Origin of the sequence: Rhizobium sp. WYCCWR 11152 (assembly GCF_013087615.1) — a bacterium.
GTDB lineage: Bacteria > Pseudomonadota > Alphaproteobacteria > Rhizobiales > Rhizobiaceae > Rhizobium > Rhizobium indicum.
In genome coordinates, this window is record NZ_JABFCP010000009.1 from 923,301 (window position 1) to 948,511 (window position 25,211).

Below are 25,211 nucleotides of genomic sequence, written 5' to 3' on the forward strand. Positions count from 1 at the left end.
AGGTGAAGCATGTTACAAGATAAAGACCGCATCTTTACCAACATCTACGGCCTCAAGGACAAATCCCTGAAGGGCGCGATGAGCCGCGGCCACTGGGACGGCACCAAGCAGATCCTCGAAAAGGGCCGCGACTGGATCATCAATGAGATGAAGGCGTCTGGCCTTCGCGGTCGCGGCGGCGCCGGTTTCCCGACCGGCCTCAAATGGTCCTTCATGCCGAAGGAAAGCGACGGGCGGCCGCATTACCTCGTCGTCAACGCCGACGAATCGGAACCCGGCACCTGCAAAGACCGCGACATCATGCGCCACGATCCGCATACGCTGATCGAAGGCTGTGTCATCGCGAGCTTCGCGATGGGCGCCAATGCGGCCTACATCTATGTGCGCGGCGAATATATCCGCGAGCGCGAAGCGCTGCAGGCGGCGATCGACGAATGCTATGATTTTGGCCTGCTCGGCAAGAACAACAAGCTCGGCTGGGACATGGACATCTTCGTCCATCACGGCGCCGGTGCCTATATCTGCGGCGAGGAAACTGCCCTGCTCGAAAGCCTCGAAGGCAAGAAGGGCCAGCCGCGCCTGAAGCCGCCGTTCCCGGCCAATATGGGCCTTTACGGCTGCCCGACGACGGTCAACAACGTCGAATCGATCGCTGTCGCGCCGACGATCCTGCGCCGCGGCGCCGGCTGGTTCTCGGCCATCGGCCGTCCGAACAATGTGGGCACCAAGCTGTTCATGCTCTCCGGCCACGTCAACAAGCCGTGCACGGTCGAAGAGGAAATGGGCATCACCTTCCGCGAACTGGTCGACCGTCATGCCGGCGGCATCCGCGGTGGCTGGGACAACCTGCTTGCCGTCATTCCAGGCGGAGCATCTTGCCCGATCGTTCCGGCCAAGGACATCATCGATTGCCCGATGGATTTCGACGGCCTGCGCGGCGTCGGCTCTTCCTTCGGTACGGCCGCCGCTATCGTCATGGACAAGTCCACCGACGTCATCAAGGCGATTGCCCGCATCTCCGCCTTCTTCAAGCATGAGAGCTGCGGCCAGTGCACGCCCTGCCGCGAAGGCACGGGCTGGATGTGGCGCGTCATGGAACGCATGGCCAAGGGCAATGCCCAGAAGCGCGAAATCGACATGCTGTTCCAGGTAACGAAGCAGATCGAAGGCCATACCATCTGTGCGCTCGGCGACGCCGCCGCGTGGCCGGTGCAGGGTCTGATCCGTAACTTCCGTCCCGAGATCGAAAAGCGCATCGACCAGTATACCGCGAGCGCGCTTGATCACGGTGCGGTTCTGGAGGCGGCTGAATAATCATGGCGGACAACGCATCCAAGAGTGGGAAGAAGGAAGAAGTCGCCGATTTCGCGGCCGGTTTCGGCCGTCTAGCCGCCGAGATGCTGGAAAATGCACGGGCGATGCCGGTGCATCCGCTGATGGCGCAGCCCGCGGCAGCCTTTGCCGCCGCAACGGCGATCGGCTTTGGTTTCTCGACCCAGATGGCCGGCGCTTTCTTCGGTGCCTGGCAGAGCGCCCTGGAAACCACCGGCAAGGTCGCGGCCGCCCTCGATGACACGCCTCCGGACGAACTGAAGCCCGATGTCGATATCCGGCCGGAGAATATTCGCTCGGAGGTCAAGGCTTTCACCAAGCCGCCGGCCGAGAAGAAGGCAAAGCCGACACTGACTGTCGTCAAGCCGGTCAGCGAGCCGACGCCGGCCGGCCAAGCCAAGCCAGCCAGCCAAGCGAAGGCCAGCCAGCCAAAGCCGGCCGTGAAGGCAAAACCGGTTGCGCGGGGGAAGACCGACGACCTCAAGCTGATCGCCGGCATCGGCCCGAAGCTGGAGCAGGTGCTGAACGCCAAGGGCATTCGCAGCTTCGCCGACATCGCTGCCTGGACCGACGAGGAAATCGCCCGGTTCGACGCTGAACTCGGCTTCAATGGCCGCATCGGCCGTGACGACTGGACCGGTCAGGCAAACGTTCTGGCAGGGCGGGGCCGCAGAAAGAAATGAACTGTCCGGCCGTGTCGATCGGCCGGAAAGATGGGCAGGTCGGCGGACGGGCGGGGGCCTGAAGATGCCGGTGCGGGTTCCGGGTCTGGAACGCGCGATAGAGAATTTGGGCGACATCAGATGTCGGCAGGACGAAAGATCCGGCTTGGCAATGAGAGTGCTGCAAAAATAGGTTTGTTTGCCGTCATCAGGCAAACGGGAAACAGGACTGAGCGACGATGGCAAAACTGAGGATTGACGGCAACGAGATCGAAGTTCCGGATCATTTCACGCTATTGCAGGCGTGCGAGGATGCCGGTGCCGAGGTTCCGCGCTTCTGCTTCCATGAGCGCCTGTCGGTTGCCGGCAATTGCCGCATGTGCCTTGTCGAGGTGAAGGGCGGCCCGCCGAAGCCACAGGCTTCCTGCGCCATGAGCGTGCGCGATATCCGCGGCGGCCCGAACGGCGAACTGCCCGAGGTCTTCACCAACACCCCGATGGTCAAGAAGGCCCGCGAAGGTGTGATGGAATTCTTGCTGATCAACCATCCGCTCGATTGCCCGATCTGCGACCAGGGCGGCGAATGCGACCTGCAGGACCAGGCGATGGCCTTCGGCATCGACACCTCGCGCTATCAGGAAGACAAGCGCGCCGTCGAGGACAAGTATATCGGCCCGCTCGTCAAGACGGTGATGAACCGCTGCATCCACTGCACGCGCTGCGTCCGCTTCACGACCGAGGTCGCCGGCATTTCCGAACTCGGCCTGATTGGCCGTGGTGAGGATGCCGAGATCACCACCTATCTCGAACAGGCGATGACCTCCGAGCTTCAGGGCAACGTCGTCGACCTTTGCCCGGTCGGCGCGCTGACCTCGAAGCCTTTCGCCTTCACCGCGCGCCCCTGGGAGCTGAACAAGACCGAATCGATCGACGTCATGGATGCCGTCGGTTCGGCGATCCGCGTCGATACCCGCGGCCGCGAAGTCATGCGCATCCTGCCGCGTGTCAACGAGGCGATCAATGAAGAGTGGATCTCCGACAAGAGCCGCTTCATCTGGGACGGCCTGAAGACCCAGCGCCTCGACCGGCCCTACGTCCGCCGCGACGGCCGCCTGCAGCCGGCCACCTGGGCCGAAGCCTTCGGCGCCATCAAGGCCGCCGTCGGCGCCACCTCGGGCGACAAGATCGGCGCGATCGCTGGCGACCTCGCTTCCGTCGAGGAAATGTATGCGCTCTCCGAACTGGTGAAGTCGCTGGGGTCGGTCAATCTCGACTGTCGCCAGGATGGGGCGGCACTCGATCCGTCGCTCGGCCGTGCAAGCTACCTGTTCAATCCGACCATATCGGGCATCGACCAGGCCGACGCGCTGTTGATCATCGGCGCCAATCCGCGCTTCGAGGCAGCCATCCTCAACGCCCGCATACGCAAGCGCTGGCGCCGCGGCAAGTTCCCGATCGGCGTGATCGGCGAGCCGGGCGAGCTGCGCTACAGCTATGATTACCTCGGCGGCGGTCCCGACACGCTGAAGGATCTGGTCGACGGCACCCACGCCTTCGCCGACGTGCTGAAGAATGCCGCCAAGCCGATGATCATCATCGGCCAGGGCGCGCTGTCGCGCACCGACGGCGCCGGCGTTCTCGCCAGCGCTGCCAAGCTTGCCGGCTCGGTCGGCGCGGTCGCCGAAGGCTGGAACGGCTTTGCCGTCCTCCATACCGCTGCCTCGCGTGTCGGCGGACTCGACCTCGGTTTCGTGCCGGGCGCCAAGGGCGTCAATGCCGCCGAGATGCTGACGGCGATGGACGTGCTCTTCCTGCTCGGCGCAGACGAACTCGACTTCACCGCCAAGAAGGCCAAGCTCACGGTCTATGTCGGCTCGCATGGCGATAACGGCGCGCACCATGCCGACGTCATCCTGCCGGCGGCAGCCTATACCGAAAAGTCCGGCACCTGGGTCAACACCGAAGGCCGCGTCCAGATGGGCAACCGCGCAGGCTTTGCGCCGGGTGATGCCCGCGAGGACTGGGCGATCATCCGTGCCCTTTCCGACGTGCTTGGCAAGAAGCTTCCCTTCGATTCGCTCAGCGAATTGCGTGTCCGGCTCTATGCCGCTTTCCCGCATTTCGCTGCCATCGACGAGATCGCTGAAACCGATAGCGCCCAAATTGCCGCAGTTGCGAAAAAAGCCGGCAAGATGAACAAATCCGGGTTTGCGTCGCCGGTGAAAGACTTCTATTTGACGAACCCGATAGCGCGTGCCTCGGCTGTCATGGCGGAGTGCTCGGCATTGGCCCGCAACAACTTCAAAGTCGCGGCAGAGTAAGGGCAGGGGACTATGGATTCTTTCTTTTCGACCTATGTCTGGCCGGCGATCATCATGATCGGTCAGTCGCTGCTGCTTCTCGTCTGCCTGCTCGTTTTCATCGCCTACGTGCTGCTCGCCGACCGCAAGATCTGGGCGGCCGTGCAGCTGCGCCGCGGCCCGAACGTCGTCGGTCCCTTCGGCCTGTTCCAGTCCTTCGCCGACCTTCTGAAGTTCGTCTTCAAGGAGCCGATCATTCCGGCCGGCGCCAACAAGGCGGTGTTCCTGCTTGCCCCGCTGGTGACGGTGCTTCTGGCGCTGTCGACCTGGGCGGTGGTACCGCTGGCCGACGGATGGGTGATCGCCAACATCAATGTCGGCATCCTCTATATTTTCGCCATCTCCTCGCTCGAGGTTTACGGCATCATCATGGGCGGCTGGGCTTCGAACTCGAAGTATCCGTTCCTCGGCGCGCTGCGCTCGGCGGCGCAGATGGTGTCCTATGAAGTCTCGATCGGCTTCGTCATCGTCACCGTGCTTCTCTGTGTGGGTTCGCTGAACCTGACCGATATCGTCAATGCGCAGCATACCGGCCTCGGCACCATGCTCGGCCTGCCGGCGTCGTTCCTCGACTGGCACTGGCTGTCGCTGTTCCCGATGTTCATCATCTTCTTCATTTCGGCGCTCGCCGAAACGAACCGCCCGCCCTTCGACCTTCCGGAAGCCGAATCGGAACTCGTCGCCGGCTTCATGGTCGAATACGGCTCCTCGCCATACATGATGTTCATGCTCGGCGAATATGCGGCCGTCTGCCTGATGTGCGCGCTGACGACGATCCTCTTCCTCGGCGGCTGGCTGCCCCCGGTCGATATCTGGATCCTCAACTGGGTCCCAGGCATCATCTGGTTCACGCTGAAGGCCTGCTTCGTGTTCTTCATGTTCGCGATGGTAAAAGCCTTCGTTCCGCGCTACCGCTACGACCAGCTCATGCGCCTCGGCTGGAAGGTCTTCCTGCCGCTGTCGCTCGCCATGGTCGTCATCGTTGCATTCGTGCTGAAACTGATGGGTTGGGCATGATGGTGCCCGCTCTCGTTTTCGGCAAAATTGGAGGTTGAAGATGGCAAGCTTGTCCGGCTCCATCAGCTCGCTGTTTCTCAAGGAATTCGTCGGCGCGTTCTTTCTATCGATGCGCTATTTCTTCCGCCAGAAGGCGACGATCAACTATCCATTCGAAAAGGGTCCGGTCTCCCCGCGTTTCCGCGGCGAGCATGCGTTGCGCCGTTATCCGAACGGCGAGGAACGTTGCATCGCCTGCAAGCTCTGCGAGGCGATCTGTCCTGCCCAGGCGATCACCATCGAGGCCGGTCCGCGCCGCAATGACGGCACGCGCCGTACGGTGCGCTACGACATCGACATGGTGAAGTGCATCTATTGCGGCTTCTGCCAGGAAGCCTGCCCGGTCGACGCGATCGTCGAAGGCCCGAATTTCGAATTTGCGACGGAAACCCGCGAAGAGCTCTACTTCGACAAGGCACGGCTTCTGGATAACGGAGACCGGTGGGAGCGCGAAATCGCCCGCAACATCGCGATCGACTCGCCGTACCGCTGATTGAGATTTTGAAATGCCGCGGTGGAGCGCAGTTGCTCCTGTCGCGGTCAATATGCACAGGAGCTTTTCCGGTTAACGCCAGGGAGAGCTCCATCGGGCAGGGAAACTCCCGGCTGCCCGGGGGAAGATGAAAAAGGCACCAACATGGGTCTGCAGGCTCTATTTTTCTATCTTTTCGCCTTTGTCGCGGTGGCGTCGGCGTTCATGGTCATCTGGGCGAAGAACCCGGTTCACTCGGTTCTCTTCTTGATCCTGGTGTTCTTCAATGCGGCCGGCCTCTTCCTGCTGCTCGGTGCCGAATTCCTGGCGATGATCCTGCTTGTCGTCTATGTCGGCGCCGTCGCCGTGCTCTTCCTCTTCGTGGTGATGATGCTCGATATCGATTTCACCGAACTGAGGGCCGGCGTTCTCGAATATGCCCCGATCGGCGGGCTGATCGGGGTGATCCTCGCAGCCGAACTGATCGTCGTCATCGGCGGCAGCGTCATCTCGCCTGAGATCGCCAAATCAGTCGCCATGCCGATCCCGGCGCTGAGCGAGCGCACCAATACGGCCGCCCTCGGCGACGTGCTCTACACCAACTACGTCTATTTCTTCCAGATCGCCGGTCTGGTGCTTCTGGTCGCCATGATCGGCGCGATCGTGCTGACGTTGAGACACCGCACCAACATCAAGCGGCAGAATATTCCCAGGCAGGTTGCCCGCACGCCCGCCACCGCCGTCGAGGTGGTTTCGGTCAAGCCCGGGCAGGGCGTCTAAAGGCAGGTCAAGGAACAAAGAACATGGTCATCGGACTTTCCCACTACCTGACGGTCAGCGCCATCCTCTTCACGCTTGGCGTCTTCGGCATCTTCCTGAACCGGAAGAACGTCATCGTCATCCTGATGTCGATCGAACTGATCCTGCTCGCCGTCAACATCAACATGGTCGCCTTCTCCTCCTTCCTGAACGACATCGTCGGCCAGGTCTTCGCGCTGTTCATCCTGACGGTCGCGGCTGCCGAAGCGGCGATCGGTCTTGCAATTCTCGTTGTCTTCTACCGCAACCGCGGCTCGATCGCGGTCGAAGACGTCAATATGATGAAGGGCTGAGTGGCTCATGTTCCTCTATAAGGCTATCGTCTTTCTTCCCTTGATCGGTGCGATCGTCGCCGGCCTTTTCGGCCGCGCCATCGGCGCTAAGGCTTCGGAATATGTCACCAGCGGCCTGATGATCATCGCCGCCATCCTGTCCTGGGTCGTCTTCTTCACCGTCGGCATGGGCCATGCCGAAGGCGGTCCGATCAAGGTCGAGGTGCTGCGCTGGATCCAGTCCGGCGGCATCGACGTCTCCTGGTCGCTGCGCGTGGATACGCTGACGTCAGTCATGCTGATCGTCGTCAACACGGTCTCGACGCTGGTGCATGTCTATTCGATCGGCTACATGCATACCGATCCGCATCGCCCGCGCTTCTTCGCCTATCTCTCGCTCTTCACCTTCGCCATGCTGATGCTGGTGACCGCTGACAACCTTGCCCAGATGTTCTTCGGCTGGGAAGGCGTCGGTCTCGCCTCCTATCTGCTGATCGGCTTCTGGTTCAAGAAGCCGTCGGCGACGGCCGCGGCGATGAAGGCCTTCATCGTCAACCGTGTCGGCGACTTCGGCTTCGTGCTCGGCATTGCCGGCGTCTTCGTGCTGTTCGGCTCGATCAACCTCGACACGATCTTCGCCAATGCCTCGAACTTCGCCCCGCATGAAGGCGCCGGCGAAGCGGGCGAGGTGATCCTCAATCTCTTCGGCATGCAGCTCGACAAGGCGCATGCGCTGACGGGTATCTGCCTGCTGCTCTTCATGGGCGCGATGGGCAAGTCGGCGCAGTTCCTGCTGCACACCTGGCTGCCGGACGCGATGGAAGGCCCGACCCCGGTCTCGGCCCTGATCCATGCCGCCACCATGGTCACCGCCGGCGTCTTCCTCGTCGCCCGCATGTCGCCGCTCTTCGAACTGTCGCCGGATGCGCTGGTTGTCGTCACCGTGATCGGCGCGATCACCGCCTTCTTCGCGGCAACCGTCGCTCTCGTGCAGAACGACATCAAGCGTGTCATCGCCTATTCCACCTGCTCACAGCTCGGCTACATGTTCGTGGCACTCGGAGCCGGGGCTTATGGCGCAGCCATCTTCCATCTCTTCACCCATGCCTTCTTCAAGGCTCTGCTCTTCCTCTGCGCGGGCTCGGTCATCCACTCCGTCGATGGTGAGCAGGACATGCGCTACATGGGCGGCCTGTGGCCGCACATTAAAGTTACTGCCGTGCTGATGATCATCGGCACGCTGGCGATCACCGGTTTTGGCATTCCCTTCACGCCGATCGGTTTTGCCGGCTTCTTCTCCAAGGACGTGATCATCGAGGCGACCTATGCATCGCATTCGCCGGTCGCCGGCTTCGCCTTCTCGCTGCTGGTCATTGCGGCTCTGTTCACCAGCTTCTATTCCTGGCGCCTGATCTTCATGACCTTCTTCGGCAAGCCGCGCGCTTCCCATGAGGTGATGCACCATGTCCACGAGTCGCCGCAGGTCATGCTGGTGCCGCTCTATCTCCTGGCGATCGGCGCGGTGCTTGCAGGCGTGATCTTCGAAGGCCGGTTCTATGGCGAGGAATATGCCGAGTTCTGGAAGGGTGCGCTCTTTACCGGCACCGAGAACGAACTGGTCGAAGAGTTTCACCATGTTCCGGCGCTCGTGGCTTTGAGCCCGTTCATCGCCATGGTGCTCGGCTTCGTCACTGCCTGGTACATGTATATCCGCTCGCCGCAGACGCCGCGCATCCTCGCGCAGCAGCACCGCGTGCTCTACCAGTTCCTGTTGAACAAGTGGTATTTCGACGAACTCTACGACTTCCTCTTCGTCCGCTCCGCCAAGGCGCTCGGCCGCTTCCTGTGGAAGAAGGGTGATGTTGGCGTCATCGACACCTACGGCCCGAACGGCGTCGCCGCTCGCGTCGTCGCCGTCACCGATCGCGTGGTCCGCCTGCAGACCGGTTACCTCTATCACTACGCCTTCGCCATGCTGATCGGCGTTGCGGCGCTCGTTACCTGGATGATGCTCGGGAGTTCCTTCTGATGACCGATTGGCCTATTCTTTCAACGGTCACCTTTCTGCCGCTCGTCGGCGTGGTGCTCCTGCTATTGATGAACGGCGAGAGCGAAACCGGCCGGAAGAACGTGCTGTGGATCTCGCTGATCACCACCGTCTTCACCTTCGTCGTCTCGCTCTTCATCTGGATCGGCTTCGACAATGCCAATCCCGGCTTCCAGATGGTCGAGAAGCATAACTGGCTCGGCACCGGCATCGGCTACCACGTCGGCATCGACGGCATCTCGATGCTGTTCGTCATCCTGTCGACTTTCCTTATGCCCTTCTGCGTGCTGGCGAGCTGGCTCTCGATCGAGAAGCGCCTGAAGGAATACATGATCGCCTTCCTCATCCTCGAAACGATGATGATCGGCGTCTTCGTCTCGCTCGATATCGTGCTCTTCTACGTCTTCTTCGAGGCGGGCCTTATTCCGATGTTCCTGATCATCGGCGTCTGGGGCGGCAAGGACCGCGTCTATGCGAGCTATAAGTTCTTCCTCTATACGCTACTCGGCTCGGTGCTGATGTTGCTCGCCATCATGGCGATGTACTGGCAGGCCGGCACGACCGACATCACCGCGCTGCTCGCCTACAAGTTCCCGCCGGCGCTGCAGACCTGGTTATGGCTTGCCTTCTTCGCCTCCTTTGCGGTGAAGATGCCGATGTGGCCGGTCCATACCTGGCTTCCCGATGCCCACGTTCAGGCGCCGACGGCTGGCTCGGTGATCCTGGCCGGCGTACTGCTGAAGCTCGGCGGCTACGGTCTCATCCGCTTCTCGCTCGGCATGTTCCCGGTCGCGTCCGATTATTTCGCGCCGCTCGTCTTTGCCATGTCCGTCATCGCCATCATCTACACTTCTCTGGTGGCGATGATGCAGGACGATATCAAGAAGCTGATCGCCTATTCCTCCGTGGCCCACATGGGCTACGTGACCATGGGCATCTTTGCCGCCAATATGCAGGGCGTCCAAGGCTCGATCTTCCAGATGCTCTCGCACGGCATCGTCTCCGGCGCGCTCTTCCTCTGCGTCGGCGTCGTCTACGACCGCACCCACACCCGCGAGATCAACGCCTATGGCGGCCTCGTCAACAACATGCCGAAATATGCCGTGGCGATGATGGTCTTCACTATGGCCAATGTCGGGCTTCCCGGCACGTCCGGCTTCGTCGGCGAATTCCTGACGCTGATCGGTGTCTTCCGGGTCAACACCTGGGTGGCGCTCTTTGCCGCCACCGGCGTCATCCTCTCGGCCGCCTACGCGCTCTGGCTTTATCGCCGGGTGATCTTCGGTGCGCTGGAGAAGGAGAAGCTGAAGGCGCTGCTCGATCTTTCCAGACGCGAACAGCTGATCCTCTACCCGCTAGTCGCGCTGACCATCTTCTTCGGCGTTTATCCGGCTCCGGTCTTCGATGCGACGGCCGCCTCGGTGGATCTGCTGGTCAACAACTACACGGCCGCCGTGCACGCAGCGCAGAATGTTGCGCTGTCTATGAAATGATGACGGGACTTATTGGACATGACCGCTGAAACAATTCTCCTCAGTCTGCATCTTTCCGCGCCGGAGCTCATCCTCGCGGTCGGCGCCCTTGTCCTGTTGATGGTCGGCGTCTTCTCAGGCGAGCGGTCGGGCCTTGTCGTCACCGGCTTGGCCATCGTCCTGCTCCTGGCCTCCGGCCTGTGGCTGCTCTTCGTGCCCGCAGAAGGCCTTGCCTATGGCGGCGTCTACATGGCCGACGGCTTCTCGCGCTTCATGAAGCTGGTGGCGCTCATTGGTTCGCTGGTCGCCATGTTCATGTCGATTGGCCACGCCCGCGAAAATCAGCTCGACAAGTTCGAGTTCCCGGTTCTCCTGGTACTTGCGACCCTCGGCATCCTGCTGATGATTTCGGCCAATGACCTGATCTCGCTCTATCTGGCGCTGGAACTGCAGTCGCTGGCGCTCTATGTCGTCGCCGCGATCAACCGCGACAGCCTGAAGTCGACCGAAGCCGGCCTGAAATATTTCGTCCTCGGCGCGCTTTCCTCCGGCATGCTGCTCTACGGCATGTCGCTGGTCTACGGCTTCACCGGCCACACCCACTTCTCCGAAATCGCCCAGGCGCTGTCCGTTGAGGGTGCGCGTTCGCTCGGCTTGATCTTCGGCCTGGTCTTCATCCTCGCGGGCATCGCCTTCAAGATCTCCGCTGTTCCCTTCCATATGTGGACGCCGGATGTTTACGAGGGCGCGCCGACGCCGGTGACCGCCTTCCTTGCCGCAGCACCCAAGGTTGCTGCCATGGCGATGATGACCCGCATCGTCATTACCGCCTTCCAGCCGGTTCTGGCGGACTGGCAGCAGGTCGTCGTCTTCATCTCGATCGCCTCGATGCTGCTCGGTTCGTTTGCCGCGATCGGCCAGAAGAACATCAAGCGACTGATGGCCTATTCCTCTATCGGCCACATGGGTTATGCGCTGGTCGGCCTTGCCGCCGGCAACCAGACCGGCGTCACCGGCGTCATGCTTTATATGGTCATCTACATGGTCATGACGCTCGGCACCTTTGCGATCATCATGTCGATGCGCCGCAAGGACGGCACCGTCGTCGAGAATGTCGACGATCTCGCCGGCCTCTCCACAACCAACCCGTTCATGGCCGTGGTGCTGACGGCGCTGATGTTCTCGCTCGCCGGCATCCCGCCGCTCGCCGGCTTCTTCGCGAAGTACTTCGTCTTCGTTGCCGCCATCGAGGCCAAGCTCTATGCGCTCGCCATCATCGGCGTTCTCGCCTCGGTCGTCGGCGCTTACTATTATCTGCGTGTCATCAAGCTGATGTGGTTCGATGAGGCGACCGGCGAATTCGCCCGTGTCTCCGGTTCTCTGCGTCTGGTCTTCGGTCTCTCCGGTCTCTTCGTCACCGCCTATGTCCTCATCGGCGGCCCGATCGGCGGTGCGGCAGAGCTAGCTGCTGCGACGCTCTTTTGATGGCTTCCGACGGACGGCGCCGGATATCGCTCGGCGATTTCAGGCACGAGGCTCTGTCGGAAACATCGTCCACCAACAGTGAATGCCTCGCCCGGGCTCGGGCGGGCGATGGCGGCAATCTCTGGGTGACCGCCGAAAGGCAGACGGGCGGCCGCGGCCGCCGTGGTAGGCTCTGGGTTTCCGAACGCGGCAATCTCTACGCTTCTCTTCTTCTGATCGACCCGGCGCCGATGGAGCGTCTGGGCTCTCTGCCGCTGGCGATCGCCGTTGCGGTGCACCAGGCGATCCGCAGGGTGCTGCCACTGGGCGCCGAACCGCTCGAGGTCAAATGGCCGAACGATATCCTCATCGGCCGAAAGAAGACCTGCGGCATTCTCGTCGAAGGCGAGGGGCTCCCGGACGGCCGTTACGCGCTGATCGTCGGCATCGGCATCAATATCTCTGTCATGCCGGACAATCCGCTCTACCCGGTCACCTGCCTGCGCCAGCAGGGAAGTGCGGCGTCGCCGGAGGAACTCTTCGCGCATCTCTTCGCCGCCACGGCGGAAGTGCTTGAAATATGGGACGAGGGCCGCGGCATCGGCGAGATCACGGCGCTCTGGCGCGCGATCGCCTGCGGCATCGGCGAAAAGATTACGGTCAATTTGCCGGACCGATCGATTTCCGGACAATTCGCCGGAATTGATGATAATGGCTTGTTGATGCTCGATACCGGCGCTGGCAGGATAATGCCCATTGCTGCCGGTGATGTGTTTTTTGGATAGCGGAAAAAACGAAAATTATGGCGAAACACGACGAACTGGTATTCCTGCCTCTGGGCGGTGTCGGTGAGATTGGCATGAATCTCGCTCTCTATGGCTACGGCCCGCCCGAGCATCGCCAGTGGATCATGGTCGATTGTGGTGTCACTTTTCCCGGGCCTGACCTGCCGGGCGTCGACCTCGTATTGCCCGATATCCGCTTCCTCGCCAGCGAACGAAAGAACCTCAAGGCGATCATCATCACCCATGCGCATGAAGACCATTATGGTGCGCTCGCCGATCTCTGGCCCGGCCTCAACGTGCCGGTCTATGCCTCTGGTTTTACCGCAGGTCTGCTCGAAGCCAAGCGCAATTTCGAGAAGGCGACGATCGGCGAAGTGCCGGTGACGCCGTTCAAGGCCGGCGATACGATCAATGTCGGCCCGTTCAGCATCGAAGGTGTCGCCGTCAACCATTCGATCCCCGAGCCGATGTCGCTGATGATCCGCACGCCGGTCGGCAATGTCATTCATACAGGCGACTGGAAGATCGACCACGAGCCTTCGCTCGGGCCCCTGACCGACGAGACACGTTTCCGCCAACTCGGCGACGAGGGCGTGCTGGCGCTGATGTGCGATTCCACCAATGCGCTGCGCGACGGTGTTTCGCCCTCCGAGAAGGATGTGTCCGAAAGCCTGCGTAAGATCATCGAGAATGCCGAGGGCCGGGTGGCGATCACCACCTTCTCGTCGAATGTCGGGCGCATCCGTACTGTTGCCGAGGCTGCAGAGGCGGCAGGCCGCGAAGTGCTGCTGCTCGGCAGTTCGCTGAAGCGCGTCGTGAACGTTGCCCAGGACATCGGCCTGATGGAAGGTGTGAAGCCCTTCATCTCCGAGGACGAATACGGCTATATCCCGCGCGACAAGGTCGTCGTCATCCTGACCGGCAGCCAGGGCGAGGCGCGGGCAGCCCTTGCCAAACTCTCGCGCGATGAGATGCGCAATGTGGCGTTTACGGCAGGCGATATCGTCGTCTTTTCCTCGCGCGCCATTCCCGGCAACGAGAAGGCGATCCAGGACATCAAGAACGGCCTCGTCGAGCAGGGTGTGCACATCATCACGGATACCGAGGCATTGGTCCACGTTTCCGGCCATCCGCGCCGCAACGAGTTGCAGCGGATGTATGAGTGGACACGGCCGAAGATCGTCGTGCCGGTGCATGGCGAGGCAACACATCTGACGGCGCATAAGGAACTTGCCGAGCAATCCGGCATCGCACTGGTGCCGCGGGTGCGCAACGGCGATATCCTGCGGCTGGCGCCCGGTCCCGTCGAGGTGATCGGCGAGGCGCCGCATGGCCGGATTTATAAGGACGGTACGCTGATCGGCGATTTCGACGAGATGGGTATCGGCGAGCGCAAGAAGCTCTCCTATGTCGGCCATGTCGCGGTCAACGTCTTGCTCGACGCCCGCTATGACATCGTCGGCGAACCCGACCTCATTTCGATCGGCCTGCCGACCTACGATGATGAGGGCGAGGATATGGAGGATACGCTCTTCGACGCGGCGGTCAGCGCCATCGAGAGCATTCCGCGCGCCCGCCGCAAGGATATCGACATGCTGCAGGAGGCCGTGCGCCGCGCCATCCGCTCGGCCGCGAACAACACCTGGGGCAAGAAACCTCTTGTCACCGCCTTCGTCACCAAGGTCTGACCATGCTCGGCCGGGTCAACCATATCGCCATCGCCGTGCCCGATCTGGCCGCAGCGACGGCGGCCTATCGCGATACGCTGGGTGCTGCCGTATCGCAGCCGCAGGCTCTGCCGGAACACGGCGTCACCGTCGTCTTCGTCGAATTGCCGAACACCAAGGTCGAATTGCTGCAACCGCTCGGCGATACTTCGCCGATCGCAGCCTTCCTCGAAAAGAACCCATCCGGCGGCATGCATCACATCTGCTACGAGGTGGACGATATCCTTCTCGTCCGTGACCGGCTGGTCACGGCGGGCGCAAGGGTGCTTGGCGATGGCCAGCCGAAGACCGGCGCGCACGGCAAGCCGGTGCTCTTTCTGCACCCCAAGGATTTCTTCGGCACGCTGATCGAACTCGAACAGGCCTGAGCCCTGCTGCGGCAGAGTGACCCGAAGACCGCAAAACCTTTCGTCCGCTTTGAGTTGGTCGCCATTCCACCGTATAAGGACGCGATATTACAGCGCCGCGTGTCTTCTAAGACGCGCAAAGGACGCTGTAACAATTTAAATTGCTGCATTCCTTAAATCGATTCCGATTTAAGGAATGCAGCAGCGCCACACCAACGGGAACCAGAATGCTCCAGATCTTTCTTCAGGGATTTGCCGTCTACTTCATCATCTGGTGGATGACGCTTTTCGCCGTCCTGCCGATCGGCCTGCGCACCCAGGCGGACGACAATGATGTCGTGCTCGGCACCGTTCCGAGCGCGCCCACCCGGTTTCGCGCCGCTTTCGTGTTTTCGCTGACGACGCTGATTTCGGCCCTGGTCTACGGCCTCTGGTACCTCTGCGACACCTATTTCGGCTGGGGCTTCGATGCCCTGCCGCAACTCGGCCCCAGCTTCTATTGAGTGTGGCTTTTGCTCAAACTTTGAGCAGATGTAACCCTATTGAAAGCGAATTTCGTCATACCAGCGTCATACTGTTGCGGCAAAGAGCTCTCGTAACGGAATGATGGCCATCCCCTTACGGAAGCCGGTTGGATTTCTGGGTGGGGTGGAGGCCGAAAAGCCAAAAAAAAACAAGGCTAAAAGCCTTGTTTTAAGTATCGCGTGATCTGTAACCGTTGCCGGGGCTGCGACGAGCGCGCCTAAGATCTGATCCTCCCAAGACTTGACCGCGAATTCGGCAAGAATTTAACTTCCTGCCTGTTTTGTGAGCTAAAACTAGCTCAAACATTGGGCTTTGTCATCAGCTTTTTTTGCATTTTTGCTACACTCTAGCAAAATTTTTCTGTTGACAAGATTTTCGTTCAAGCCCTTATAAACACGCGCTTTTTCATGCCCTTTCATTTTGCGGGTGCGAACATGCGCTTCCGGGAGGTTGCCGGCATCCGTTGCGGGTTTCCTTCCTGCCGCGAAGCGGCTATGAACGCTCCCGACATTAACAATGGTCTTTCGATTCCGCCTGCTGCGGGATCTCAACTGCTCCGGAATCCGCCATGCGTCTGTCCCGCTATTTCATGCCCATCCTCAAGGAAAACCCCAAGGAGGCGGAAATCGTCTCCCACCGGCTGATGCTGCGCGCCGGCATGATCCGCCAGCAGTCGCAGGGCATTTATTCCTGGCTGCCGCTCGGCAAGCGTGTGCTCGACAAGGTCAACGCCATTATCCGCGACGAGCAGAACCGCGCCGGTGCCATCGAGCTGTCGATGCCGACCCTGCAATCGGCCGAGCTCTGGCAGGAAAGCGGCCGCTACGACGCCTACGGCAAGGAGATGCTGCGCATCAAGGACCGTCAGGATCGGCCGATGCTCTACGGCCCCACCAACGAGGAGATGGTGACGGATATTTTCCGCTCCTCCGTCAAGTCCTACAAGGACCTGCCGCTCAATCTCTATCATATCCAGCTGAAGTTCCGTGACGAGATCCGTCCGCGCTTCGGCACCATGCGCTCGCGCGAATTCATGATGAAGGATGCCTACTCCTTCGATCTGACGCGCGAAGCGGCGGAGCATTCCTATAACAAGATGTTCGCCGCCTATCTCAGAACCTTCGACCGGCTCGGCCTGCGCGCCATTCCGATGCGCGCCGATACCGGCCCGATTGGCGGCAAGCTCAGCCATGAATTCATCATTCTCGCCGATACCGGCGAATCCGAAGTCTTCTGTCACAAGGATTTCGTCGACTTCGATATTCCTGGCGAACACACCGATTTCGACAGTGTCGAGGGCCTGCAGGCGATCTTCGACAATTGGACCTCGCTCTATGCGGCGACCTCGGAAATGCACGACGAGGCGGCCTTCAACGCCGTTCCCGAGGGCGACCGGCTGTCGGCGCGCGGTATCGAGGTCGGCCACATCTTCTATTTCGGCACGAAATATTCCGAGCCGATGGGCGCGAAAGTGCAGGGGCCTGACGGCAAGGAACACTTCGTTCACATGGGTTCCTACGGTATCGGCCCGACACGCCTTGTTCCCGCCATCATCGAAGCATCGCATGATGATAACGGAATCATCTGGCCGGCATCGGTCGCGCCCTTCGATATCGTTGTGATCAACATGAAGGCGGGCGATCAGGCCTGTGACGATACCTGCGAGCTGATCTATGCCGCGCTGAGCAAGGCCGGCAAGGATGTGCTCTATGACGATACCGACGACCGGGCCGGCACGAAATTCGCGACCGCCGATCTGATCGGTGTACCCGTACAGATTATCGCCGGCCCGCGTGCGGTCGCAAACGGCGAAGTGGAAGTGAAGGACCGCAAGACCGGCGCCCGCGAAACGATGACCATCGAAGCGGCGATCAATCGGTTCGTGGCTTAAGGAAACGGAGGCGAAATGGCAGAGGCAGCAGTGGACCGGAGTTCGAAATCCGGCTTGGGTCCGGCTGGCAAGCCATTTTCCACCTTTGAACGCCTCGTGGCGTGGCGTTATCTACGCGCCCGCCGTAAGGAAGCCTTCATATCGGTCATCGCCGGCTTCTCCTTCGTCGGCATCATGCTTGGCGTTGCGACGCTGATCATTGTCATGGCCGTGATGAACGGCTTCCGCACCGAACTCGTCTCGCGCATCCTCGGCATCAACGGCCACATGATCGTCCAGCCGGTCGACGGCCCCTTCACCGATTATCCGGTCCTCAGCAGCAAACTCGCCGCCGTACCCGGCGTCAAGATGGCGTTACCGCTAGTGGAAGGCCAGGTGCTCGCCTCCGCCCAGGCCGGCGGCAGCACCGGCGCTCTGGTGCGCGGCGCCCGCGCCGAGGATCTGACCAAGCTCAAGACGGTCTCCGACAACATCAAATCAGGCGATATGGTGGGGTATGCATCCGGCGACGGCGTGCTGATCGGCACCCGCATGGCCGACCAACTCGGTCTGCGTGTTGGCGATCTCATTACGCTGACGTCACCGGATGGCGACATTACGCCGATGGGCGTCAGCCCGCGTATCAAGTCCTACAAGATTTCCGGTCTCTTCGAGATCGGCATGTCGGAATATGACTCCTCGATCATCTTCATGCCGCTCGAGGAAGCGCAGCTCTATTTCAATGCCGAGGGACTGGTGCAGTCGATCGAGCTCTTCGTCGACAACCCCGACGATATCGACGATCTGAGGCCCAAGGTGGAGGAAGCGGCCGGCCGCCAGATCGCCATCACCGACTGGCGCCAGCGCAACCAGACCTTCTTCTCGGCGCTGCAGGTCGAGCGCAACGTCATGTTCATGATCCTGACTCTGATCGTGCTTGTCGCGGCGCTGAACATCATCTCCGGCCTCATCATGCTGGTGAAGGACAAGGGCAGCGATATCGCCATCCTGCGCACCATGGGCGCCAGCGCCGGCGCGATCATGCGCATCTTCTTCATGACTGGGGCGGCGATCGGCATCGTCGGCACCATTGCCGGTGTGCTGCTCGGCGTTCTCGTCTGCGTCAACATCGAATCCGTCCGCCAGTTCTTCTCGTGGATTTCAGGCACCGTACTGTTCAATCCGCAGGTCTATTTCCTCAGCCAGCTGCCGGCCGAGATGGATCTCAGCGAAACGATCTCGATCGTCGTCATGGCGCTGACGCTCTCCTTCATCGCGACCATCTTCCCGGCCTGGCGTGCCTCCAGGCTCGATCCGGTGCAGGCCCTGCGCTACGAATAAGGAATGCCGCCTTCATGAAACGCAACGTCGTTCTCCAGCTTACCGGCGTCGAGCGCCATTACGGGCAGGGCGGTACGCTGCTCTCGATCCTGAAGGGCGCGGATTTTTCGATATCGAAGGGGGAGATTGTCGCTCTCGTCGCCCCTTCCGGCACCGGCAAGTCGACACTGCTGCATGTCGCCGGCCTCCTGGAGCATCCGGACGGCGGTGAGGTCAACATCAACGGCCATGCCTGCGACGGCCTGAGCGACGAGAAACGCACCGCCATCCGCCGCAGCGAAATCGGCTTCGTCTATCAGTTCCACCACTTGCTGCCGGAATTCTCGGCGCTTGAAAATATCATGATGCCGCAGCTGATCGCCGGGCTTTCCTGGAAGGAAGCCGGAGAGCGGGCCGGCCAGCTTCTCGATTATATGCGCATCGGCCATCGTGGCTCGCATCGCCCCGGCGAGCTTTCCGGCGGCGAGCAGCAGCGCGTTGCGATTGCTCGCGCCGTCGCCAATGCGCCGACCCTGCTTCTTGCCGACGAGCCGACCGGCAATCTCGACCCCGAAACGGCAAGCTACGTCTTCGACGCGCTGGAAGCGCTGGTGCGCCAATCCGGCCTTGCTGCCCTCATCGCCACCCATAATCACGAGCTCGCCCGCCGCATGGATCGGCGCGTGACGATCTCCGATGGCAAGATCGTCGATTTCTGAGACCGCGGTCCATGGCTGTCCGGTTAACGCCGATGGCTGCTCCTCACCCTAACCTACCGGGGTCGAGCCACTCGTCTCGCCCTGTCCTTCGGACCCCCGTAAAAGCGGGGCGAGGGAACGTGCCAAACGCAGCGTCGAGGTTAGAGAAAGCCGGTGCGGCATGTCCCTTCGCCCCGCGAGCGGGGAAGGTGTAGCGGGCCACGATCAGGGGATGACCAGCCCGCCGCGATAGTCGAGCACATAGGCCTTCTGGCCATCGACCATGATGCATTCGTGGCCGCTGAACCGCTCGCAGCCGCCTTCGCTGCTGTCGATATAGCGGCCGAACGGATGGTCGAATTCCATCCCGCCAAGAAACCGGCCCTCGCGATACATCGCAGAAAGTGCCGTCTTGATCACCGTTCCCGCTGCTGCGCCGTCGATAAGCTCAGGCGCAATGATGCAGCCGAAATAATTCATCGCCCAGACGGGCTCGTCGGCAAGCCACACCACTTCCTGTCCGGCGAAATCGGTCCCGCCGAAATAGCTGTCGAGATAGCGCCAGTCGCCGCGTTCGAAACCGATATCGTGGGCACCCGGCCGGCAGGGCACGCGCGCCACGCCGCCGCCGACATAGGTCGCAGCCTTCGCCTCCACGACGAATTCGTTCAGCATCGCAATATCGACCATGTCATTCTCCTCTCGGCCCGATGCTGGCAAATATGCCGCGGCATGTAAAGAACAAAAAAAGAACATATGCCGGAAATAAAGAGTCGCCCTGAGGAGGTCTGCCGCCTGAGTACCATGACCAATCTGCGGCGGATCGGGAAAGGGCAAGGCTGCTGCCGATCACATCGAGCGCCGGCCCTTTAGCCGATTCGTCGCCTATTTCCTGGGATTTTCAAACACAAGAAAGGAGGAAAAGATTCCTGTTGACAACGGAACATACATGGAACAAATTGAAAACATAACGAGTAAAGGAGAGCCCGATGACTGACATGATCCGTGATATCGCAGCATTCACCTCCATCGCAATGTTCGTTGCAAGCTTCTCGCTCATCGTCATGGCGCTCTAAAGTTTTCAGGGGACCGCATGGTAATCATGCGGTCCGGACGCGGGACTTCTTCTGGACATCATCGCCCTCTATGCCGACAATGCGTCCGATTCATTCGGGTGATTGGAAAGGCATATCATGGCGGATACGGCAAAGGGTTCAACGGGTGAGGCGACCGGCGGCACGCCAGGCTTCATCCACCTGAGGGTCCATTCCGCCTATTCGCTTCTCGAGGGCGCCCTGCCACTGAAGAAGATCCTCTACAAGGCGACCGGCGACAGTCAGCCGGCGATTGCGATTACCGACACCAACAATCTGTTCGTCGCCCTCGAATTCTCGCAGAAGGCGATGGAAGACGGCCTGCAGCCGATCATCGGCTGCCAGGTCTCGATCGACATGGAAGATGGGTTGGAAACGGAGAAGCGCGGCGGCCAGCAGGCACTGGTCAAGCTGCCGTCGATCGTTCTTCTCGCCGCGACGGATGCCGGTTATGAAAGGCTGGTCGATCTCGTCAGTCGGGCCTATCTCGGCGGCGAGAGCAACCAGGCCGTTCATATCAGCGCCTCCTGGCTGGAGGAGGCGGGCACGGAAGGGCTGATCGCATTGAGCGGCGCCTTGACCGGGCCGGTCGACGTGGCGATCAAGGAAGGCCATCCCGCTCAGGCGGAAGTCCGGCTGCTCACGCTGAAGCGTCTCTTCGGCGACAGGCTTTATGTCGAGCTGCAGCGGCACGGCACCTACGACAAGCGGCACGAACAGAAGATTATCGGGCTCGCCTATGCCCACGACCTACCGCTGGTTGCGACCAATGAGGCTTTCTTTCCGACACGCGACGATTACGACGCCCATGATGCGCTGATGGCGGTCGCGCACAACGCCATCGTCTCCGATGACAGCCGCTTTCGCCTGACGCCGGATCACTATCTGAAGAGCCGGGCCGAGATGGTCAAGCTCTTCGCCGACCTGCCGGAAGCGCTGGAAAATACGATCGAGATCGCCACGCGCTGCTCCTTCGTGCTGAAGACGCGAAAGCCGATCCTGCCACGCTTCACCGGTGCGACCGATGATGCCGAGGAGGCCGAACGCGCCGAGGCGAGCGAGCTGCGCCGCCAGGCGGTCGAAGGGCTGGACATGCGGCTTGCAACGCTCGGCATGTCGCCGGGTTACGAGGAAAAGGATTATCGCGAACGGCTTGATTTCGAGCTCAGCGTCATCGAGCGCATGCGTTTCCCCGGCTACTTCCTGATCGTTGCCGACTTCATCAAATGGGCCAAGCAGCATGACATTCCGGTCGGTCCCGGCCGTGGTTCGGGCGCCGGTTCGCTGGTCGCCTATGCCTTGACGATCACCGATGTCGATCCCTTGCGTTTTTCGCTGCTCTTCGAGCGCTTCCTCAATCCGGAACGCGTCTCGATGCCGGACTTCGACATCGACTTCTGCCAGGACCGCCGCGAAGAGGTGATCCGCTACGTCCAGGCCAAGTATGGTCGCGAGCAGGTGGCGCAGATCATCACTTTCGGTTCGCTGCAGGCACGCGCCGCCCTTCGCGACGTCGGCCGTGTGCTTGAGATGCCCTATGGCCAGGTCGACAAGATTTGCAAACTCGTGCCGAACAATCCCGCCAATCCGACGCCGCTGTCCAAGGCGATCGAGGAGGAGCCGAAGCTGCAGGAGGAGGCGGCAAAGGAACCGGTTGTCGCGCGGCTGCTCGATATCGCCCAGAAGATCGAGGGGCTTTACCGCCACGCCTCGACCCATGCCGCCGGTATCGTCATCGGCGACCGGCCGCTTTCCAAGCTGGTGCCGATGTATCGCGATCCGCGCTCCGATATGCCGGTCACCCAGTTCAACATGAAATGGGTCGAGCAGGCGGGCTTGGTCAAATTCGACTTCCTCGGCCTGAAGACGCTGACCGTGCTGAAGGTCGCGGTCGATTTCGTCGCCAAGCTCGGTATCAAGGTCGATCTCGCAGCCATTCCTCTCGACGACAAGAAGACCTACGAGATGCTGTCGCGCGGCGAGACGGTCGGCGTGTTCCAGGTGGAAAGTGCCGGCATGCGCAAGGCGCTGATCGGCATGAAGCCGGACTGCATCGAGGACATCATCGCGCTGGTGGCGCTCTATCGTCCCGGCCCGATGGAGAACATCCCGACCTACAATGCCCGCAAGCACGGCGACGAAGAGCTGGAATCGATCCATCCGATGATCGACCACCTGCTCAAGGAAACCCAGGGCGTCATCGTCTATCAGGAACAGGTGATGCAGATCGCCCAGGTACTATCCGGCTATTCGCTGGGCGAAGCCGACCTTCTGCGCCGCGCCATGGGTAAGAAGATCAAGGCCGAGATGGACCAGCAGCGCGAACGCTTCGTCGTTGGCGCCGTCAAGAACGGCGTATCGAAACCGCAGGCCGACAATATCTTCGAACTGCTGGCGAAGTTCGCCAATTACGGCTTCAACAAGTCGCATGCCGCCGCCTATGCCATCGTCTCCTACCAGACGGCCTACATGAAGGCGCATTATCCGGTCGAATTCCTCGCCGCTTCGATGACGCTCGACATGTCCAACACCGAAAAGGTCAATGATTTCCGCCAGGATGCCAAGCGCCTCGGCATCGAGGTGATCGCACCCTCGGTGCAGAGCTCCTTTCGCCATTTCGAGACCGGCGACAACCGCATCTATTACGCGCTCGCCGCCCTCAAGGGCGTCGGGGAATCCGCCGTCGACCATATCGTCGAGGTGCGTGGCGACAAGCCCTTTGCCAGCATCGAGGATTTCTGCCTGCGCATCGATCCGCGTCAGGTCAATCGTCGCGTGCTCGAAAGCCTGATCTATGCCGGCGCCTTCGATTGTTTCGACATGGACCGCGCCCAGCTGGCAGCCGGCCTCGACCGTGTTCTCGGTTATGCCCAGCGCGCCCAGGAGAACAAGCTGAGCGGCCAGTCAGACATTTTCGGCAGCACGCTGACGTCGGGGCCTGAGAAGATCTCCCTGCCGCCGTTCTCGCCCTGGCTCCCCTCCGAGCGGCTGCTCAAGGAATTCCAGGTGCTGGGCTTTTATCTGACAGCCCACCCGCTCGATTCCTACAACAACATCCTGCAGAAGATGCGGGTGCAAACCTTTGCCGAGTTTTCCGCCGCCATCAAACAGGGCGCGGCCAATGCGCGCCTTGCCGGCACCGTCATCTCGAAGCAGGAGCGCAAGACCCGCACCGGCAACAAGATGGGCATCATCGTCTTTTCGGATTCTTCAGGCCAGTTCGAAGCGGTGCTGTTTTCGGAAATGCTGAACCAGTATCGCGATGTGCTCGAATCGGGAAAATCTTTCGTGCTGACCGCGACGGGCGAGGAGCGGCCGGAGGGCATCGGCCTGCGCATCCAGACGATCCAGTCGCTGGAGGAAAAGTCGCTGCAGATGCAGAAGGCGCTGCGCGTCTATGTCCGCGATTCAGGACCGCTGAGAATGGTTGCCGGCCATCTGAACGCCAAGGGCGATGGCCTCGTTTCCTTCATCGTCATCAAGGAGGATGGCAAACGCGAGGTGGAAGTGGCGCTGCCGGAGAAATACCGCATCACGCCGGAGATTGCCGCCGCCCTTCGCGCCGCCCCCGGCGTCGTCGACGTCGAGCTTGTCTGATCAGCCCCGCGTGATTGTGATGAAATCCGTGCCTTCGCCGGTCTCCCGGCCGAGGCCGGTATCGGAGATCGTCAGCGTCGAGCCCGGCGCGATGAGGGCGTCGATCCTGCGACGGGTCTCATCTGGGATGGTAATCCGGCTGAGCGAACGGGCGATCGGCTTGCCTGTGATGATCGAGCTTTCCTGATTGATGATGCCGAGCCGCTTCATCGTTTCGCGGGAAAGATTGTTCTCGAGGGTGATGCTGAGCCAGTCCGCTCTGCCGGCCTTTGCATCGACGGCATGCAACGTGAAGAAATGCGTGCCGAGCGCCAGTCCCGGATCGGCGATCGTCACCGGCGCTTCGAAGAGGGGCTTGAAGGCCTGCCGCACCATGATGACGCCGTTCGGCGGCTCGCCCTTGCCGGCCGCGGCATAGACTTCCCTGAGGAGCGTGTCGGAGACCAGGCTCCTGTCGGCGGCGAATTCCGCCGGCCGCAATGTCCTGAAAGCCTTGATCGCCTGCACGGTCGACGGACCGAGGAAGCCGTCCGGATTGCCGGCGGAAAAGCCGAGCTGGTTGAGGAGGGTCTGGATGTCGATCACCGTCTCGCGAAGGGTCCGGCGCGTAACGAGCATGCTGATCGGCTCGGACGGCGGCTCGGGTTCGGGCGCTGCAATCGGCGGCGCTGCCGGCATCGGCATCGCAGCCGTGTCGTTCATCGCCACCTGCACAGGCTTCTCGGGGCTGTCGGGCATGGAGGGCCGCAGTTCGACGTCTGACAGCAGCGGCATCGCCGGTGCATCCGGATGGAAAAGTGTCGGATGCTCGATCGGCTGCGGCGCCAGTTCACCGTCGCTGATAATGACGGGGACACCGCGGTCGGTCATCCCATAGAGCATTTTTGCGAAGGCGGCGGGCATACGCACGCAGCCATGCGATGCCGGATAACGCGGCACCGAATTGGATTCGTGCAGCGCGATACCTGACCATGTCAGTCTTTGCATGAACGGCATCGGGGCGTTGGAATAGAGATTGGATTCGTGGTATTTCTGCTTTTCCAGCACCGAAAAGATGCCGCTCGGCGTCGTGTGGCCGTCCTTGCCGGTCGAGACCTTCGAGGTCGCGACGACCTCGGTGCCATCATAGACCGCAAGCGACTGCTTGTCCTTCGAGACGATGATCTGCAGCGTGCGCACATCCGCGGCAAGAGCGGGGTGCACGAGTGCGGTGGCCGACAGCAAGCCGAGGCCGAAGACGAGACGCGAGAACATGATACCCAACCATACGCAATACTTGCCCGGCACATTAT

At 61.1% G+C, this 25,211-nt stretch carries 20 protein-coding genes; 18 read left to right on the plus strand and 2 right to left on the minus strand.

The features are described 5' to 3' along the window. Positions 1 to 9 precede the first annotated feature (9 nt). The 17 genes from nuoF (at position 10) to G9X67_RS19865 (ending at position 19,249) form a co-directional block, all read left to right on the plus strand. On the plus strand, positions 10 to 1,314 hold the full coding sequence (gene nuoF / locus G9X67_RS19785; protein WP_138328252.1) for an NADH-quinone oxidoreductase subunit NuoF: 1,305 nt from the start codon (positions 10 to 12) through the stop codon (positions 1,312 to 1,314). A 2-nt stretch (positions 1,315 to 1,316) separates the two neighbouring features. Continuing rightward, entirely contained in the window at positions 1,317 to 2,015 is a 699-nt protein-coding gene (locus tag G9X67_RS19790; protein WP_171599449.1) for a 5' DNA nuclease, read from the plus strand. Positions 2,016 to 2,233: 218 nt separating this feature from the next. Next, positions 2,234 to 4,315 carry an NADH-quinone oxidoreductase subunit NuoG gene (gene nuoG, locus G9X67_RS19795; RefSeq protein ID WP_138387552.1) on the plus strand — a complete coding sequence of 694 codons (2,082 nt, stop codon included), beginning with the start codon at positions 2,234 to 2,236 and terminating at the stop codon, positions 4,313 to 4,315. A 12-nt stretch (positions 4,316 to 4,327) separates the two neighbouring features. After that, positions 4,328 to 5,371 (plus strand): NADH-quinone oxidoreductase subunit NuoH, encoded by a 1,044-nt coding sequence (nuoH, locus tag G9X67_RS19800; protein ID WP_003547383.1) that lies wholly within the window; start codon positions 4,328 to 4,330, stop codon positions 5,369 to 5,371. A 40-nt stretch (positions 5,372 to 5,411) separates the two neighbouring features. Next, complete coding sequence (nuoI, locus tag G9X67_RS19805; protein ID WP_003547385.1) at positions 5,412 to 5,903, plus strand: NADH-quinone oxidoreductase subunit NuoI; 492 nt, start codon at positions 5,412 to 5,414, stop codon at positions 5,901 to 5,903. Positions 5,904 to 6,047: 144 nt separating this feature from the next. Next, on the plus strand, positions 6,048 to 6,662 hold the full coding sequence (locus G9X67_RS19810) for an NADH-quinone oxidoreductase subunit J (RefSeq protein WP_003547387.1): 615 nt from the start codon (positions 6,048 to 6,050) through the stop codon (positions 6,660 to 6,662). Positions 6,663 to 6,685: 23 nt separating this feature from the next. Next, complete coding sequence (gene nuoK, locus G9X67_RS19815) at positions 6,686 to 6,994, plus strand: NADH-quinone oxidoreductase subunit NuoK (RefSeq protein ID WP_003547388.1); 309 nt, start codon at positions 6,686 to 6,688, stop codon at positions 6,992 to 6,994. Positions 6,995 to 7,001: 7 nt separating this feature from the next. Beyond that, entirely contained in the window at positions 7,002 to 9,002 is a 2,001-nt protein-coding gene (nuoL, locus tag G9X67_RS19820; protein WP_171599450.1) for an NADH-quinone oxidoreductase subunit L, read from the plus strand. Continuing rightward, on the plus strand, positions 9,002 to 10,513 hold the full coding sequence (locus tag G9X67_RS19825) for an NADH-quinone oxidoreductase subunit M (protein WP_130667953.1): 1,512 nt from the start codon (positions 9,002 to 9,004) through the stop codon (positions 10,511 to 10,513). The genes nuoL and G9X67_RS19825 overlap by 1 nt, the downstream gene beginning before the upstream one ends. 18 nt (positions 10,514 to 10,531) lie before the next feature. After that, positions 10,532 to 11,977: an NADH-quinone oxidoreductase subunit NuoN gene (gene nuoN, locus G9X67_RS19830; protein WP_138387550.1), complete on the plus strand. Its 1,446-nt coding sequence runs from the start codon at positions 10,532 to 10,534 to the stop codon at positions 11,975 to 11,977. Continuing rightward, positions 11,977 to 12,741 carry a biotin--[acetyl-CoA-carboxylase] ligase gene (locus tag G9X67_RS19835; protein ID WP_029872842.1) on the plus strand — a complete coding sequence of 255 codons (765 nt, stop codon included), beginning with the start codon at positions 11,977 to 11,979 and terminating at the stop codon, positions 12,739 to 12,741. Before nuoN ends, G9X67_RS19835 begins: the two co-directional genes overlap by 1 nt. 17 nt (positions 12,742 to 12,758) lie before the next feature. Continuing rightward, positions 12,759 to 14,429 (plus strand): ribonuclease J, encoded by a 1,671-nt coding sequence (locus G9X67_RS19840; protein WP_171599451.1) that lies wholly within the window; start codon positions 12,759 to 12,761, stop codon positions 14,427 to 14,429. 2 nt (positions 14,430 to 14,431) lie between these two features. Continuing rightward, positions 14,432 to 14,836, plus strand: coding sequence for a methylmalonyl-CoA epimerase (gene mce, locus G9X67_RS19845; protein WP_171599452.1), 405 nt, complete (start codon positions 14,432 to 14,434; stop codon positions 14,834 to 14,836). A 206-nt stretch (positions 14,837 to 15,042) separates the two neighbouring features. Continuing rightward, the gene (locus G9X67_RS19850; protein WP_028741386.1) at positions 15,043 to 15,318 is read left to right on the plus strand and encodes a DUF1467 family protein; all 276 of its coding nucleotides are present in this window, start codon (positions 15,043 to 15,045) and stop codon (positions 15,316 to 15,318) included. Positions 15,319 to 15,908: 590 nt separating this feature from the next. Beyond that, entirely contained in the window at positions 15,909 to 17,231 is a 1,323-nt protein-coding gene (gene proS / locus G9X67_RS19855) for a proline--tRNA ligase (RefSeq protein WP_171599453.1), read from the plus strand. 15 nt (positions 17,232 to 17,246) lie between these two features. Continuing rightward, a complete protein-coding gene (locus G9X67_RS19860) occupies positions 17,247 to 18,551 on the plus strand; it encodes a lipoprotein-releasing ABC transporter permease subunit (RefSeq protein ID WP_062943872.1) in 1,305 nt (434 codons plus the stop codon). A gap of 14 nt (positions 18,552 to 18,565) precedes the next feature. Further along, positions 18,566 to 19,249, plus strand: a complete 684-nt coding sequence (locus G9X67_RS19865; RefSeq protein WP_025394108.1) for an ABC transporter ATP-binding protein — start codon at positions 18,566 to 18,568, stop codon at positions 19,247 to 19,249. Positions 19,250 to 19,453: 204 nt separating this feature from the next. Here the strand turns inward: G9X67_RS19865 and G9X67_RS19870 are convergent, their stop codons facing one another. Further along, positions 19,454 to 19,918, minus strand: coding sequence for a DUF5680 domain-containing protein (locus G9X67_RS19870; RefSeq protein WP_138328242.1), 465 nt, complete (start codon positions 19,916 to 19,918; stop codon positions 19,454 to 19,456). A 503-nt stretch (positions 19,919 to 20,421) separates the two neighbouring features. On the opposite strand from G9X67_RS19870, the gene dnaE reads away from it, so the two are divergent. Continuing rightward, positions 20,422 to 23,919 (plus strand): DNA polymerase III subunit alpha, encoded by a 3,498-nt coding sequence (gene dnaE, locus G9X67_RS19875; RefSeq protein ID WP_171599454.1) that lies wholly within the window; start codon positions 20,422 to 20,424, stop codon positions 23,917 to 23,919. Here dnaE and G9X67_RS19880 read toward each other — a convergent pair whose 3' ends face one another. Continuing rightward, a complete protein-coding gene (locus tag G9X67_RS19880) occupies positions 23,920 to 25,173 on the minus strand; it encodes a L,D-transpeptidase family protein (RefSeq protein ID WP_171599455.1) in 1,254 nt (417 codons plus the stop codon). Positions 25,174 to 25,211 lie beyond the last annotated feature (38 nt).

What these genes read in the sequence shown, in the direction of transcription:
- nuoF (WP_138328252.1), top strand. Translation starts at nt 10, where the DNA reads ATGTTACAAGATAAAGACCGCATCTTTACCAACATCTACGGCCTCAAG.
- G9X67_RS19790 (WP_171599449.1), top strand. Translation starts at nt 1,317, where the DNA reads ATGGCGGACAACGCATCCAAGAGTGGGAAGAAGGAAGAAGTCGCCGAT.
- nuoG (WP_138387552.1), top strand. Translation starts at nt 2,234, where the DNA reads ATGGCAAAACTGAGGATTGACGGCAACGAGATCGAAGTTCCGGATCAT.
- nuoH (WP_003547383.1), top strand. Translation starts at nt 4,328, where the DNA reads ATGGATTCTTTCTTTTCGACCTATGTCTGGCCGGCGATCATCATGATC.
- nuoI (WP_003547385.1), top strand. Translation starts at nt 5,412, where the DNA reads ATGGCAAGCTTGTCCGGCTCCATCAGCTCGCTGTTTCTCAAGGAATTC.
- G9X67_RS19810 (WP_003547387.1), top strand. Translation starts at nt 6,048, where the DNA reads ATGGGTCTGCAGGCTCTATTTTTCTATCTTTTCGCCTTTGTCGCGGTG.
- nuoK (WP_003547388.1), top strand. Translation starts at nt 6,686, where the DNA reads ATGGTCATCGGACTTTCCCACTACCTGACGGTCAGCGCCATCCTCTTC.
- nuoL (WP_171599450.1), top strand. Translation starts at nt 7,002, where the DNA reads ATGTTCCTCTATAAGGCTATCGTCTTTCTTCCCTTGATCGGTGCGATC.
- G9X67_RS19825 (WP_130667953.1), top strand. Translation starts at nt 9,002, where the DNA reads ATGACCGATTGGCCTATTCTTTCAACGGTCACCTTTCTGCCGCTCGTC.
- nuoN (WP_138387550.1), top strand. Translation starts at nt 10,532, where the DNA reads ATGACCGCTGAAACAATTCTCCTCAGTCTGCATCTTTCCGCGCCGGAG.
- G9X67_RS19835 (WP_029872842.1), top strand. Translation starts at nt 11,977, where the DNA reads ATGGCTTCCGACGGACGGCGCCGGATATCGCTCGGCGATTTCAGGCAC.
- G9X67_RS19840 (WP_171599451.1), top strand. Translation starts at nt 12,759, where the DNA reads ATGGCGAAACACGACGAACTGGTATTCCTGCCTCTGGGCGGTGTCGGT.
- mce (WP_171599452.1), top strand. Translation starts at nt 14,432, where the DNA reads ATGCTCGGCCGGGTCAACCATATCGCCATCGCCGTGCCCGATCTGGCC.
- G9X67_RS19850 (WP_028741386.1), top strand. Translation starts at nt 15,043, where the DNA reads ATGCTCCAGATCTTTCTTCAGGGATTTGCCGTCTACTTCATCATCTGG.
- proS (WP_171599453.1), top strand. Translation starts at nt 15,909, where the DNA reads ATGCGTCTGTCCCGCTATTTCATGCCCATCCTCAAGGAAAACCCCAAG.
- G9X67_RS19860 (WP_062943872.1), top strand. Translation starts at nt 17,247, where the DNA reads ATGGCAGAGGCAGCAGTGGACCGGAGTTCGAAATCCGGCTTGGGTCCG.
- G9X67_RS19865 (WP_025394108.1), top strand. Translation starts at nt 18,566, where the DNA reads ATGAAACGCAACGTCGTTCTCCAGCTTACCGGCGTCGAGCGCCATTAC.
- G9X67_RS19870 (WP_138328242.1), bottom strand. Translation starts at nt 19,918, where the DNA reads ATGGTCGATATTGCGATGCTGAACGAATTCGTCGTGGAGGCGAAGGCT.
- dnaE (WP_171599454.1), top strand. Translation starts at nt 20,422, where the DNA reads ATGGCGGATACGGCAAAGGGTTCAACGGGTGAGGCGACCGGCGGCACG.
- G9X67_RS19880 (WP_171599455.1), bottom strand. Translation starts at nt 25,173, where the DNA reads ATGTTCTCGCGTCTCGTCTTCGGCCTCGGCTTGCTGTCGGCCACCGCA.